This window comes from Mycolicibacterium hodleri (assembly GCF_025822245.1).
Taxonomy (GTDB): Bacteria; Actinomycetota; Actinomycetes; order Mycobacteriales; family Mycobacteriaceae; genus Mycobacterium; species Mycobacterium hodleri.
This window is the reverse complement of sequence record NZ_JACKTL010000036.1, coordinates 17,058-30,875: the sequence shown is the minus strand read 5'-3', so window position 1 is coordinate 30,875 and position 13,818 is coordinate 17,058. Positions and strand designations below refer to the sequence as shown.

Annotated in this window: 15 protein-coding genes and 1 tRNA gene; 6 read left to right on the top strand and 10 right to left on the bottom strand. The window is 67.6% G+C overall.

What is annotated here, in order from left to right:
- Positions 1–133 precede the first annotated feature (133 nt).
- From H7J06_RS15675 to H7J06_RS15660, 4 genes are all read left to right on the top strand, one after another.
- Positions 134–874, top strand: a complete 741-nt coding sequence (locus H7J06_RS15675) for a hypothetical protein (protein WP_264039880.1) — start codon at positions 134–136, stop codon at positions 872–874.
- An 88-nt stretch (positions 875–962) separates the two neighbouring features.
- Positions 963–1,577: a hypothetical protein gene (locus H7J06_RS15670; RefSeq protein ID WP_264039879.1), complete on the top strand. Its 615-nt coding sequence runs from the start codon at positions 963–965 to the stop codon at positions 1,575–1,577.
- A gap of 3 nt (positions 1,578–1,580) precedes the next feature.
- On the top strand, positions 1,581–2,489 hold the full coding sequence (locus H7J06_RS15665; RefSeq protein ID WP_264039877.1) for a hypothetical protein: 909 nt from the start codon (positions 1,581–1,583) through the stop codon (positions 2,487–2,489).
- Between the two features lie 510 nt (positions 2,490–2,999).
- The gene (locus H7J06_RS15660; protein WP_264039876.1) at positions 3,000–3,464 is read left to right on the top strand and encodes a hypothetical protein; all 465 of its coding nucleotides are present in this window, start codon (positions 3,000–3,002) and stop codon (positions 3,462–3,464) included.
- 14 nt (positions 3,465–3,478) lie between these two features.
- Here the strand turns inward: H7J06_RS15660 and H7J06_RS15655 are convergent, their stop codons facing one another.
- From H7J06_RS15655 to H7J06_RS15645, 3 genes are all read right to left on the bottom strand, one after another.
- Positions 3,479–4,324, bottom strand: coding sequence for a tyrosine-type recombinase/integrase (locus tag H7J06_RS15655; protein ID WP_264039875.1), 846 nt, complete (start codon positions 4,322–4,324; stop codon positions 3,479–3,481).
- A 20-nt stretch (positions 4,325–4,344) separates the two neighbouring features.
- On the bottom strand, positions 4,345–4,683 hold the full coding sequence (locus H7J06_RS15650; protein WP_264039874.1) for an amino acid aminotransferase: 339 nt from the start codon (positions 4,681–4,683) through the stop codon (positions 4,345–4,347).
- Between the two features lie 239 nt (positions 4,684–4,922).
- Positions 4,923–4,996, bottom strand: a tRNA-Pro gene (locus tag H7J06_RS15645).
- Positions 4,997–5,097: 101 nt separating this feature from the next.
- On the opposite strand from H7J06_RS15645, the gene H7J06_RS15640 reads away from it, so the two are divergent.
- Complete coding sequence (locus H7J06_RS15640; RefSeq protein ID WP_264039873.1) at positions 5,098–6,591, top strand: cryptochrome/photolyase family protein; 1,494 nt, start codon at positions 5,098–5,100, stop codon at positions 6,589–6,591.
- Positions 6,592–6,613: 22 nt separating this feature from the next.
- Positions 6,614–7,684, top strand: a complete 1,071-nt coding sequence (locus H7J06_RS15635) for an aldo/keto reductase (RefSeq protein ID WP_264039872.1) — start codon at positions 6,614–6,616, stop codon at positions 7,682–7,684.
- Here H7J06_RS15635 and H7J06_RS15630 read toward each other — a convergent pair.
- Genes H7J06_RS15630 through H7J06_RS15600 form a run of 7 tightly spaced genes read right to left on the bottom strand, consistent with a single transcriptional unit; the run spans position 7,681 to position 13,777 of the window.
- Entirely contained in the window at positions 7,681–8,457 is a 777-nt protein-coding gene (locus H7J06_RS15630) for a sulfite exporter TauE/SafE family protein (protein WP_264039870.1), read from the bottom strand. The two genes, H7J06_RS15635 and H7J06_RS15630, sit on opposite strands and share 4 nt — an antisense overlap.
- Positions 8,458–8,515: 58 nt before the next feature.
- Positions 8,516–9,952, bottom strand: coding sequence for a ribosome biogenesis GTPase Der (gene der / locus H7J06_RS15625; RefSeq protein ID WP_264039869.1), 1,437 nt, complete (start codon positions 9,950–9,952; stop codon positions 8,516–8,518).
- Entirely contained in the window at positions 9,949–10,635 is a 687-nt protein-coding gene (cmk, locus tag H7J06_RS15620; protein ID WP_264039868.1) for a (d)CMP kinase, read from the bottom strand. The genes der and cmk overlap by 4 nt, the downstream gene beginning before the upstream one ends.
- The gene (locus tag H7J06_RS15615) at positions 10,632–11,378 is read right to left on the bottom strand and encodes a pseudouridine synthase (RefSeq protein ID WP_264039867.1); all 747 of its coding nucleotides are present in this window, start codon (positions 11,376–11,378) and stop codon (positions 10,632–10,634) included. The genes cmk and H7J06_RS15615 overlap by 4 nt, the downstream gene beginning before the upstream one ends.
- A gap of 1 nt (position 11,379) precedes the next feature.
- Positions 11,380–12,075 carry an SMC-Scp complex subunit ScpB gene (gene scpB / locus H7J06_RS15610; RefSeq protein ID WP_264039866.1) on the bottom strand — a complete coding sequence of 232 codons (696 nt, stop codon included), beginning with the start codon at positions 12,073–12,075 and terminating at the stop codon, positions 11,380–11,382.
- Positions 12,076–12,086: 11 nt separating this feature from the next.
- On the bottom strand, positions 12,087–12,899 hold the full coding sequence (locus H7J06_RS15605; protein WP_264039865.1) for a segregation/condensation protein A: 813 nt from the start codon (positions 12,897–12,899) through the stop codon (positions 12,087–12,089).
- Positions 12,896–13,777 carry a ParA family protein gene (locus H7J06_RS15600; RefSeq protein ID WP_264039864.1) on the bottom strand — a complete coding sequence of 294 codons (882 nt, stop codon included), beginning with the start codon at positions 13,775–13,777 and terminating at the stop codon, positions 12,896–12,898. The genes H7J06_RS15605 and H7J06_RS15600 overlap by 4 nt, the downstream gene beginning before the upstream one ends.
- Positions 13,778–13,818: the final 41 nt, after the last annotated feature.

The following is a 13,818-nucleotide window of genomic DNA, read 5'->3' as shown; positions in this document are numbered from 1 at the left end:
CGACCCGCTAGAACCCTATCCACTCAGCGACGATCACGCGCTGGAGTGGAAGTCCAGCATGTACCAAATACGGTCGTCCGCCCTGGTTCTACAGCGATTGGTGGACCCGATGGCGGGGAGCGCTTTGGCGACCGTGGACTCGCTCTACCCGATGCAGAAGGTGTCGACGTGGGCTCGGTCTTACCTCCGGGCGGCGGTCGAGCACCTCGGCTTCTGGGCAGATATCGTCGCCCCGTACGAGTTCGAGCCTGGCGCGGTCAGGAACGTCGCGTTTCGGCCGTATCTCCTCCTCGGCCGGGCCGGGCTTGAGGCGGCCGCACACGGCCTGTGGCTCCTCACCTCGGAAAGCGACGACGAGTGCATTAGTCGGCACGTCCGACTGATGCACCGGGACTTCAACCTTCATCGCACAGCACTCAGGGCCGGGGGTGAGGATTACTCGCTCGTCGATGAGCTGATCTCGGATCTCGAGATTCGCGCCGCGGGTCTCAGCCCCGCGCCCAACCCGAAAGAGTTGCCGCCGAGCTATGCCGCGCTCGTCCGGCACGCCGCCAAGCACTGCGGCGGTGACGAGAACCGATGGGCCTATTTCTGGAACGCCGCGAGCGGAGCCGCGCACGGCCAGAACTGGTTCTCCCTGGAGGGTTACGCGCTGACGTTCAAGGAGGAGTACGAGCCCGGCCACTTCCGTGTGATCACCTCGCCCGAACCGGAATTCGTGACGGCAACGATCGGTGCGGCGGCAGACGCGCTCCAGGAGGCTACCTACCGCTGGATCGCCCACGCCGGTTACGACGTTGCCCTGATGGAGCAAGCCACACGGGAGGTATTCGAGCGGATGCCCAAGAAGGACGTTGGGCCGTCGGTACTGTGACCGCCATGCGGGACATCGACGTCATCGACTCCGAACGAAACGTCTGATGGAGGATCGTCGCAACTGGTTAATAGCCGGACTCGGTTTCGTGACCGTCGTCCTCGTCTTCATCGCCGCCGCCCAGGCGTTGGCGCTGCGTGCACGCGGGTGGCGAGTGGACCTTGGAACGGTCCCGGATGCGTTCGCCGCCATCGGTACCGTCGGGGCCCTGTGGGTGGCGGCACTGGTTTGGCGGCATGAGGTCACGGCTCGTCGGGCGGACGAGCTGGAAGCGAAGACGGCACAAATCGCTCGGAGAGCAGCGGAACTGGCTGCGCGTGCTGACCAAGCCCGCCTGGTCATCCTGGAGATGCAATACGAGGAGATGCTCGACATGCAGACCGGTGGCGCGGAGACCTACATGGCGGGCATCGTCCGTAATCTCAGTAGCCGCCCCATCTTCGACGTCCAGATCGAGGTGCCCACGAATCGTCGGATACGGCTCGGCACAGTCGACGGCGACCCGTTCAACACCGAGCAGGCGCGGGCGATCGACGCCCGTGATAAGCACGTCGCAAGTTACGAAGTGACCTCATTCCCGCTTGACTGGGACTGGTTCGAACAGGTCCCCAAGGTTCGCTACACCGACGCCAGCGGCGTCCGCTGGACACGGACGGCAGCCGGGCAACCAGAAGAGGTCGTACCCGAAGTGGAGACGGCCTGAGTCATGACAGTGCCCGCCGAGGCCCCCGACGGGGCATCCGAGCCCGTGACACGGGCCGAACTAGCTCTAGGACCACGGCTTTGGTCCGGCTGGCGCGCCAGAGAGTGGATCGTCGCGGCGATCGGTGCGGCGAGTATTAGCTCGCTGGTCGCGTCGTTCGTCGTGGAGCCGTGGGATGTCGGGTCGTTAGCCGAATGGATCTCCGGCCTCGGAACTCTCGCCGCCGTCGCAGTCGCCCTTTGGCAATCCGTAGTCATCCGACGCCAGGCGGCCGAAGACGCCGTCGAAGTCGCGGCGCGGTTCCAGCGCGAGCTCGATGAGGCCAACCGACGAACGAACGAGCAGGTTGCCGCGGTCAAGGAGATGTCGCGGCTCGAACTCGAAGCCGCCGAGGCCCGTCACCGCAGCCAGATCGAAGCCCAGCGAGAGATCGCCCGCGTTCAACTAGATGCACAAGTCGATCTCGCTCGGATCCAACGGGTCCACCTACGCGAGCAGGAGTTCAAGCTGTCGCTCGTTCGGGTGTCGAAGGCAGCCGGTGCGTACACCCATGAGCTGGCGACCCTGGTCGAAGAGGGTCGTCTTGCCGCCAAGCTCGCGACGAAGCCCGAGCGTGACGCAGCGCTGCTTCCGGGCGCAAAGAAGCTCGGTGGCCTCGTGCAAGACTTCTCGGTGGAGCTCGCGGGCGCGCATATGCTCACAAGGAACGATGAACTGCACGAAGCTCTCAACGACGTCAACGCCGCGATGATGCGAGGCCCATTCGCCGAGATGGCGTTTCGGAACAAGGTCCAAGACGACGGCCAGATGCCCAACCCCGCGTCAATCTATATGGCGATCGACGCGATGCAGACCGCGCTAGGTAACGTTCGCCAGGCCGCAGGCGACCTCCTCGACACCGGCTGGGAGTAGAGCCGCCCTGCTGGGCCCCCAGGAGCCCCACTGCCCTGACCAGGTGCGACGCCCAGAGCCTCCCAGCCCCCGCCGGCCAAAAACACCTCAAAACCCCCACCGTGCTCACCAAAAGCCCAGGTAGGGGGCGTGTGCAGAACTAGAACCACCTGCCGCGAGCCGCCGACCGGTCCGGCTCAAGGGCTCTCCCCCCGAGTGTGCAGTGAACATGCGACCCCCGTTAACCAGGTGTTTTGCCCCCAACCGGACGACACTTTGAAATCGAGGTTTGCAGCGATCTCGAATCCGGACATTCCCGCGCAATTGATGACGGCGCGCCCGTAACGGGTGGGCTACGGCGGCGACGAGGAAGAACGCGCAGCCTACGCCTCGGTCACCCTTACCGGCCGATTCGGCCGCAGCGACATCGAACCTACTCCGACGAGAGCGCGTGGCGGTTACGGTCGACTGGTGAATTGGGGAGATGTTCCGGCCTGGGTAGGTGCGGCTATCGCTGCCGTAGGGGCGTTCGTGGCGTGGAACGAGTCTAGGAAGTCGAAGGCCTCCGAAGTGGCGGCCGCGAAGCACATGAGCGCTGCGCTACAGGCGGCCAAGGACGCCGCCGCCGCCGAGGCGAAGGCTGCCGAAGCAGCCGGTCGCGCCGCGACCGCATTGGAGGACGCGAACCGTTTCGCGCGGGACGAGGTAGACGCCGCCGAGCGCGCGCCCTGGAGTGTTCGACACTCGCGCGGCGCAAAGTGGTCCCTACATAACGAGAGTCGACGGCCGAAGTTCAACGTGCTGATCGCCGGACCCGGCGTGAGTTCGCGTTACCGCCCTGAGCCGATCGCTCGCTTCGACGGTGGAAGTCAGCATGAGTTCTGGGGTGATACCTCGCACGGGGCGAAGATGCAGCTGACGGTCACGTGGTACGAGACGGAGGACGGTTCCGGTGAGCCGCTTTCATGGTGGGGTGCGATGCCGCCGGAGCACTGAACGCTCGATCGGTTTCAGCGGGCCGCCATCATCGCGGCGCGGATCTCGGCGTCGTCGACCGCGGTGTACCGCTCGGTGGTCGCGACGGAGGAGTGCCCTAGGAGCGTCTGGACGGCTCTGATGTTCCGCGTCCCGCGGTAGGCGCGGGTAGCGAAGCGGTGCCGGAGCGTATGCATCGTCCACCCGCCGGGCAGGGCGTCGGCGCAGAGTCTCCCCACCCACTCCGGGCTGAGGTGCCCGTCGTCGTCGCCGGGGAACAGGTACCCCGCCGGTCCGAACGCCGCCTCCTCGGGAGTGTGTCCCTCCGCCCCGGCGGCGATCAAAGCCGCGAGGTCGTCGGCGATCGGCACGGTGCGGAGCTTGCTGCCCTTCCCGTGGACGAGGAGCTGCGCGCCGTACGGCCCGACCGTGAGGTCCCCGACGGTGACTTGCGCGACCTCCGCGCGGCGGAGACCCGCCTCCGCGGCGAGGCGGAGCATCAGGGTCACGCGGCCGTCGGCCGCTTCGAGGGCGGCGCTCCACGCTGCATCGGGGGCGGGGCGGGGCGCCGGATGACTCGGTGCGACGGATTCCAGCTCGGCCGCGGGGTCGACGGCGACGTGCCCGGCTCGGTGAGCCCATTTGAAGAATGACGCCACCGTGTTGCCCCAGGACCGTCTCGTCTCCACTGCCCAGGTCTGCCGGCCAAAGAACCCGATCAGCAGCTTCTCGTCTACCTCACTCGGCGCGGCCCGAAGCTCGCGCGCAAGGCGGCCGAGATGACTCCTACGCGTCGCGATCGTCGTCCCCGCCCTCCCGGCCGCCCGCTCGGCTTCGGCGTACTTGCCGATCAATTGAAGCCACGCGGTCGGGACGGGCATCGGCGGCGGCCCGCAGCGCTTCACCAGGCGGCCAGGACGGAGGCGGCGGTGACGGCGCGGGCGGCGGCGGCGCGGTCAGCCCAGCTCATCCCGTCTCGGCCCGCCGCAACGATCGCGGCCCGCCGCTCAAGCGCCCCCGCCCCATCGTCGAAGGTGACCAGGTCGAAGCTGATCGCGGCGGCGACCCGCTGGGCGTCCGGCCAGCTCAACCCGGCGAGGGTCCCGTCGGCGTGAAGCAACCCGGCGAAGTCTTGGAGGATCGACCGGAACGCCGAGCTGCCCGTCGCCTCCTCGGCGGACGTCACGATCATCGTCAAGGCGGCGGCCTCGGGGTCGGCGGGTTCCATCATCGTCGTCATAGACAATATTTAACGGTGGTAGACGCGAAAACGTAAGGGCCGCAAGGAAACTAAGACATATGTCGACTTCGAACCGATACTGCGGGAAGTGCGCATATGTCGACTTCGGTGCGGGGGCCGACCGCGCTGACCGATTCCCGCCCGCTGTGGTCAATAACTGCGGTCAAGCCCTCGGAAACGAGCAAGGGGCGGTCTTCGGATTTCTCCGAAAACCGCCCCTTACCTGGGACTACCTTCTGTCGGGCTGACAGGATTCGAACCTGCGACCCCTTGACCCCCAGTCAAGTGCGCTACCAAGCTGCGCCACAGCCCGCGACCGCCACCGGGATCACCGGCAGCGGTCGAAATGCTACAGCAGCGAGTACCCGCTATCCCAACCGCGTCGGCGTCGGTGGTCGCGGGTATGAAGAAGGCGTGGCCCTGACGACGCGCGACGACACTCCCCTGTGGCTCTTCGCCGACCAGCTGGGGCCCGCGATGTACGGCGGCGAGCACGCCCACCGCGAGGTCCTGCTCGTCGAGGCCACCTCCGCACTCCGCAAGCGGCGCTACCACCGGCAGAAGCTGCACCTGGTCCTGTCCGCACTGCGGCACGCCAAGGACGACCTGGGCGACCGCGCGACGCTGGTCCAGGCCGACACCTACTCCGACGCCCTCGAACAGTTCGGCCGCCCCGTCCTGGTCCACCAGCCGACCTCGCACGCCGCCGAGCGGTTCGTCGACCGACTGCAGAAGCAGGGCCTCGTCGCCGAGGTGCTGCCGACACCCATGTTCGCGTTGCCGCGCCAGGACTTTCAGCAGTGGGCCGGTGATCGCACCCGCTTCCGCATGGAGGACTTCTACCGCGATCAGCGTCGCCGCTTCGACGTGTTGATGGACGGCCGCGAACCCGTCGGCAACCGGTGGAACTACGACGAGGACAACCGCGAATCCCCGCCGAAGAAGCAGAAGACGCTCGGCCTGCCCAAGCCCTACCAACCGCGGGAGGACGACGTCGACCACCAGGTGCGTCGCGACCTCGACGCCATGAACCTCGACACCGTCGGCGTCGACGGTCCCCGCCTGTTCGCCGTCACCCCTGCCGAAGCCGCTCGCGTGCTCGCGCGATTCATCGAACACCGGCTCCCCGACTTTGGCCGCTACGAGGACGCCATCATGGGCCAGGACTGGGCCATGTCGCACTCGCTGCTGTCGGTGCCGCTCAACCTCGGCGTGCTGCATCCGCTCGACGCGGTCGAGGCCGCCGAGAAGGCCTACCGCGACGGGACGGCACCGCTGGCCGCGGTCGAGGGCTTCATCCGCCAGATCCTCGGCTGGCGCGAGTACATGTGGCACCTGTATTGGCACTTCGGCCCGAAGTACACGAAGAACAACGCCCTTGGCGCACACCAGGATCTGCCGGACTGGTGGATCAACCTCGACGCCGACGCCGTCACCGCCGAATGCCTGAAGCACGCGATCGGCGGCGTGCGGGATCGCGGCTGGAGCCACCACATCCAACGCCTGATGGTGCTCGGCAACCACGCCCTGCAACGCGGATACAAACCCGACGACCTCACCGAGTGGTTCGCCACCTCCTACGTCGACGGCTTCCGCTGGGTCATGCCCACCAACGTCATAGGAATGTCTCAGCACGCCGACGGCGGCCTGCTCGCCACCAAGCCGTACGCCTCCGGGGGCGCCTACATCAACAAGATGAGCGACCACTGCGGCGACTGCGCCTACGACCCGAAGAAGCGGCTCGGGGACGACGCGTGCCCGTTCACCGCCGGCTACTGGAACTTCGTACACCGCAACCGCGACATGCTCGCCAAGAACAACCGCACGCAACGAGTGGTCGCCAACATGGACCGGCTCTCCGACCTCGACGCCGTGCTCGAACAGGAAGCAGATCGCCAAAACTTCTAGCCGGCCCGCCTACGATCGAGTGATGTCCGACGACCTCGCGATCACCGACGTTCCCTTTACCCACGACCCATGGGTGGCGGCCAAGAGTCGCTACGACGCCATGCCCTACCGTCGCGTCGGGACGTCGGGATTGCTGCTCCCCGCCATCTCGTTGGGGCTTTGGTACAACTTCGGCGACAACCGGCCCTTCGACGTCATCCGGGAGGTGCTGCGCCACGCCTTCGACCGCGGCATCACCCACTTCGACCTCGCCAACAACTACGGCCCGCCGTACGGATCGGCCGAGGAGAACTTCGGCCGGATGATGCGCCGCGACTTCAAGCCGTACCGCAACGAGATGATCATCTCCACCAAGGCCGGCTGGGACATGTGGCCCGGACCCTACGGCCAGCTCGGCAGCCGCGCCTACCTGCTGGCGAGCCTCGACGAGTCGCTCGACCGCATGAGCCTGGACTACGTGGACGTCTTCTACTCCCACCGCATCGACCCGGTGACGCCGCTGGAGGAGACCATCGGCGCCCTCGACACGGCCGTGCGGGCGGGAAAGGCGCGCTACGTGGGCATCTCGTCGTACTCGGCGGCCAAGACGGCGGAGGCGTCGGCCATCGCGCAGCGCCTCGGCACCCCGCTGGTCATCCACCAGCCCTCCTACTCCCTGCTGAACCGGTGGATCGAGGGCGGCCTGACCGACGAGCTCACCAAGGCGGGCATGGGGGCGATCGCCTTCACCGCGCTCGGCCAGGGCCTGCTGACCGATCGCTACCTGCAGCGGGCCGCGGCCGACGTCGACCGCGCCACCGCGCGCCCCACCTTCGACGACGAGCTGGTGACCGACGAGGTCCTCGGGCAATTGCGGGGACTCGCGGCCATCGCCGAGCGCCGCGGTCAGTCCTTGGCGCAGCTCGCGCTGGCCTGGGTGTTGCGTGACCCCGCGGTGACCTCGACGCTGATCGGCGCCTCCAGCGTCGAGCAGCTCGACGAGAACCTCGGGGCCCTGGACAACCTCGACTTCACCGCCGAGGAGCTCACCGAGATCGACGAATACGCCTCGGACTCCGGCATCGACCTCTGGCGGGAGAGCTCCGACGTCTAGACGGCGAGCAGGCGGTAGAGCCCGATCAGCCCGACGATCACGATGATGATCCGCAGCGCGTTGGGTGACAGCCGCCGCCCGTAGTGCGCGCCAAGGAAGCCGCCGAGCAGCGAACCCACGGCGATCAACCCCGCCGCCAGCCAACTGATCCGGTCGAACGCCACCAGGGTGTACGCCGCGGCGGCGACCACGTTGACCAACAGGGACAGCAGGTTCTTTGCGGCGTTCATCCTCTGCATCGACTCGGGCAGCAGCGCGCCCATCACGCCGATCAGCAGGATGCCCTGTGCGGCGGTGAAGTATCCGCCGTAGACGCCGACCGCGAACGTCCCCAGCACCAGCAGGACCATCCGTCCCGTCTTCACCGGTGCACCCTCGTCGTCCCCGGACCGTCCCTTGGCCCAGGCCTGGATCCGCGGGCCGAGCACGACGAGCACCAGGGCACCGATCAGCAACACGGGTACGACCGCGACGAACACCTTCTCGGGCAGATGCAGCAGCAGCCACGACCCCAGGATGGCGCCGAGCAGGGACCCCGGGATCTGCCACTTCAGCCGGCCCCACTGGCCCTTCAGTTCGCGGCGATAGCCCCAGGTGCCGGAGATCCCACCGGCGACCAGCCCCACCGCGTTGGACATGGTCGCCGTCACGGGCGGAAACCCCAACGCCACCAACGTGGGAAAGGTGATCAGGGTGCCCGAACCGACGACGGCGTTGATGGCTCCGGCTCCGACACCCGCCAGGGCAATCAGGATCATGTGGGCGACGGACACCACGTGACCCTATCGGGCCGGTGCCTACGCTCCGTCAGCGAGCATCATCGGCAGAGATCTAGCGCTTCTTCCCGCCTTGGGCGCGCTTCTCCCGCACCCGCACGTTGATCTTGATGGGGCTGCCCTCGAAGCCGAACTTCTCGCGCAGCTTGCGCTCGATGAAGCGTCGGTAACCCGCTTCGAGGAAGCCCGAGGTGAACAGCACGAAGGTCGGCGGCCGCGCCGTCGCCTGGGTGGCGAACAAGATCTTGGGCTGCTTTCCCCCGCGCACCGGCGGCGGCGTCGCGGCGACGAGCTCCTTGAGGAACGTGTTGAGCTGGCCGGTGGTGATGCGCTTGTCCCACGAGGCGAGCGCGGCTTCCAGCGCCGGCACCAGGCGCTGCACGGCGCGGCCGGTCTTGGCGGAGATGTTCACCCGCTGTGCCCACTGCACCTGCTCGAGGGACAGGTCGATCTCGCGGTCCAGCAGGTAACGCCGGTCCTCGTCCATCAGGTCCCACTTGTTGAACGCGAGAACCACGGCCCGGCCGGCCTCGATCACCATCGAGAGCACCCGCTGGTCCTGCTCGGTCAGCGGCTCCGACGAGTCGATCAGGACGACGACCACCTCGGCCGCGTCGATCGCACCGTGCGTGCGCACCGAGGCGTAGAACTCGTGCCCGCTGGCTTGGCCGACCTTGCGGCGCAGACCCGCGGTGTCGACGAAGCGCCAGAGCTTGCCGTCCAGTTCGATCAGCGAGTCGACGGGGTCGACGGTCGTGCCCGCGACGTCGTGCACGACCGATCGCTCTTCCTTCGCGAGTCGGTTGATGAGCGAGCTCTTGCCGACGTTCGGCTTGCCGACCAGCGCCACGCGTCGCGGGCCACCGGTGCCCGATCCCATCTCCGAGACCTCGGGCAGTACCTCGAGCACCGCGTCCAGCAGATCGGCCACGCCTCGCCCGTGGATGGCGCTGACCGGGTGCGGCTGACCGAGTCCCAGCGACCAGAGCAGCGCGGCCTCGGACTCCATTTTCTCGTTGTCGACCTTGTTGGCCGCCAGGAAGACCGGTTTGCCCGACTTCTGCAGGCGCTTGGCCGCGGCTTCGTCGGCACTGGTCGCACCGGTGATGGAGTCGACCACCAGGATGATCGCGTCGGCGGTGCGCATGGCGACGGTCGCCTGCTCGGCCACCAGCTGCTGCAGGCCCTTGGCGTCGGGCTCCCAGCCACCGGTGTCCTGCACCATGAACCGGCGTCCCAGCCAGTTCGCGTCGTAGGACACCCGGTCGCGGGTGACGCCGGGGATGTCCTGCACGACGGCCTCACGGCGGCCCAGGATCCGGTTGACCAGCGTGGACTTGCCGACGTTGGGCCGTCCGACGACCGCGACGACGGGCGGCGGTGCGAACTCCGCCTCTAAGTCGCCGACCTCGACGCCATCGGGCGGCAGCTCCCAGTCGCCCTCGTCGGACCACGTGCCGTCTGATTCTGGCTGGCTGTCGATGTCACTCATCTGGAGGCTCCGGCTCGTTGCTCGACCAGGTCGAGAAGATGTGCCACAGTTTGGGACTGGGTCCAGTCACTACTGTCGACGACGATCGCGTCGTCGGCCGCGCGCAGGGGCGACACGGCTCGGGTGGAATCCAGGTGGTCGCGGCGCAGCACGTCGGCCAGCACCGCGTCGTAGTCGCCGGGCAGACCGGACTCGACGTTCTGGTCGTTGCGGCGGCGGGCCCGCTCCTCGGGCGAGGCGGTCAGGAAGACCTTGAGGTCGGCGTCGGGCAGGACGACGGTGCCGATGTCACGGCCCTCGACCACCACGGCCACCGTGCCGTCGGCCAGTTCTCGTTGCCGGTCCACCAGTCGGGTCCGCACCTCGGGGACGGCCGACACCGCCGAGACCGCCTTGGTCACCGCGTCACCGCGAATCTCGACCGAGACGTCCTCTCCCCCAAGGAAGTACAGGTCTTCGTCGGGATCGAAGCCGACGGCCAGGTCGACACCCGAGGCCAACTCCGCCACGGCGGCGGCGTCGTCGGGATCCAGCCCGGCGCGCAGCACGGCCAGCGTCACGATCCGGTACATCGCACCGGTGTTCAGGTAGCGCGCACCGAGCGCTCTGGCCAAACCCCGTGAGACGGAAGACTTTCCGGTGCCAGCCGGTCCGTCGACGGCAACGGTGAGGGGTGCGCTCACATCCCCACCGCCTTGTAGAGTTCGCCGACCTCTTTGCTGGTGAGAACCCGGATGCTGCCCGGCTTCTGCTCGCCGAGGGTCACCGTGCCGATGTCGGTGCGCACCAGGTCGGTGACGGGAAAGCCGACCGCGGCGAGCATCCGTCGCACGATCCGCTTGCGGCCCTCGTGCAACGTCACCGTCACCAGTGACTTGCCGGGCACCGTGTCGACCATCGCGAAGTCGTCGACGTGAATGGGACCGTCGTCCAGCTCGATGCCCGCCTTCAGCTTCTTGCCCAGACCGCGCGGCACCGAACCGACGACGGTGGCCAGGTAGGTCTTGGGCACCTCGTAGGACGGGTGCATCAGACGGTGGGCCAGCTCGCCGTCGTTGGTGAGGATCAACAGTCCCTCGGTGTCGGCGTCCAGCCGGCCCACGTGGAAGAGCTTCTTGTTGCCCCGGACCCGGTATTCGACCAGGTCGCCGACGCAGGGCCGGCCCTGGTCGTCGGACATCGTGGAGTGCATTCCGCGCTCCTTGTTGATCGCCAGGTACACCATGGTGTCGTCGCGGCGGATCTTCACGCCGTCGACGCGGATCTCCGCGTTGTCGGCGTCGACGCGCGTGCCCATCTCGGTCACGATGTGCCCGTCGACCTCGACCCGGCCGTCCCGGATCATGCGTTCCGCCACCCGGCGGGAGGCGACGCCCGCCTGGGACAGCACCTTCTGCAGTCGGGTGCCTTCGTCTTCGTCGGCCATGTCAGTCCTTGTCCACGTCGAAGGCCAGCGATTGATTGTTGGGCACCACACCGAGTTTCACGAACCGGGGTTCGTCGGCCAATGACTCGGTGATGTCGTCGATGTTGTCGACGTCTGGGAGAAGCGGAGCGATGTCGGGGAGGTCGGCCAGGGTGGAGAGTCCCAGCCACTCGAGGAAGAGCTCGGTGGTAGCGAAAGTGGTTGCGCCGGTGTCGGAGTCGGTACCCGACTCGGTGATCAGCCCGCGGGCCAGCAGCGTCCGCATCACCGCGTCGCAGTTGACGCCGCGCACGGCGCTCACCCGCACCCGGCTCACCGGCTGCCGGTAGGCGACCACGGCCAACGTCTCCAAGGCGGCGCGTGTCAGTTTCGAACGGGTGCCGTCCAGCAGGAGCCGCTCGACGAACGGCGCGTACCGCGCCCTGGTGTACATCCGCCAGCCGCCACCGGCCTCGCGCAGGTCGACGCCGCTCTCTCGGGCGGTGAGCTCGTCGGCCATCAGGCGCAGCTTCGCCGCCACCCGGTAGGCGGGTTGGTCGACCGCGGTGGACAGGGCGTCGACGGTCACCGGCGTGTCGACCACCAGCAGCAGGGCCTCCAACACGGCACCGAGCTCGTCGTCCGCCATCTCGGGCTCGAGGGCAAGATCTACCCCCAGATCGGAGGCAGGGTCGGGTTCGGGGTGGTCGTCGGTCATCTACGTATTTCTCACTCTTCCACCGCCGTCGACAGGTATTCGCTGGTCGGGCGATCCCCGGTCCACGAAATCTGCAGCACACCAAGCGGTTCTGGCTGGTCAAACAATACCGCGTTGGCCCGGAACAACTCCAACAGCGCCATGAACCGCCCGACGATCTCGATGGTCGCCCCGCAGTCGGCCACCAGGTCCGAGAACGACGCCCACGTCCCGATCCCGCGCTCTTCGAGCATGCCCAGCAACAGCCGGGCCTGCTCGGGCACCGACACCCCTTGGACGTGCAGGTGGCCCAGGCCGACCGTCGGGACCGGCCGCGGCGTGAACGCCGACGCCGCGATCTGAGCGAAGCTGTTCGCGTCCACACCCAGCATGACCTCGGGTAACAGGTCGGAGAACTGCTCTTCGAGCGACACCAGGCGCGGGTAGCTGCGCAGCGCGGCGGCCTCGAGTTCGCCGAACATGACCGCCACGTGCTTGAACGCGCGGTACTGCAGCAGCCTGGCGAACAACAGGTCGCGAACCTCGAGCAGCGCCAGGTCTTCCTCGTCGTGCACCTCACCGGCGGGCAGCAGCCGGGCCGCCTTGAGGTCCAGGAGGGTGGCGGCAATCACGAGGAACGCCGTGGTCTCGTCGAGCTCCATCTGGCGACCGATGTGCTTGGTGTAGGCGATGAAGTCGTCGGTCACCCGGTGCAGCGCGACCTCGGTCACGTCCATCCGGTGGGCGAAGATCAATTGCAGCAGCAGGTCGAAGGGACCCTCGAAGTTGCTCAGCCGGACCTGAAACCCCGCCTGCGGTGACTCCTCCGATACCGGCGAACTCACGCGCCGAACCGGTCGATGACCTCACGCGCCAGCGACCGATAGGCTTGCGCGCCAGTCGATTTGGGCGCCCAGGTGGTGATGGGCTCACCGGCGACGCTGGTCTCGGGGAAGCGGACGGTCCTGGTGATGACGGTGTCGAACACCAGATCGCCGAACTGCTGGAGCACCCGCGCCATCACCTCACGGGAGTTGACCGTGCGCGGGTCGTAACGCGTGATCAGGATCCCGCCGATGTCCAGCTTCGGGTTGAGGCGTTCCTTGACCTTGGTGACGGTGTCGGTCAGCAACGCCAGCCCACGAAGCGAGAAGTACTCGCACTCGGTGGGGATGATGACGCTGTCCGCGCAGGCCAGCCCGTTGACCGTCAGCAGGCCCAGGGACGGCTGGCAGTCGATCAGCACGTAGTCGTAGCGGTCGAGCACCGGGTGCAGCGCACGGGACAGCGAGTGCTCCCGGCCGACCTCGTTGACCAGCTGAATCTCCGCCGCCGACAGGTCGATGTTGCTCGGTACCAGGTCGAGGCCCTTGACGCGGGTCTTGATCAGCACGTCTTCGACCGACACCCGCGGCTCGATCAGCAGGTTGTGCACCGTGTGGTCCAGCTCGTAGTGCGGGACCCCGAGACCGGCGGACAGCGCGCCCTGCGGGTCGAGGTCGACCAGCAACACCCGGCGTCCGTACTCGGCGAGGCTGGCGCCCAGGTTGATGGTGGACGTCGTCTTGCCGACGCCGCCCTTCTGGTTGCACATCGCGATGACCTTGGCCGGGCCGTGCACGCTTCGCGGCTTCGGTTCCGGGACGAACCGGGGCGGACGGCCCGTGAGGCCCGCTGCGTCCGAGATTCCGGGGCCGTCGGGGGTACCAGCGTCGTCGGTCACTCGGGACCGCCGCCGGTCAGGCATCCTTCGGGCTTGGCGAA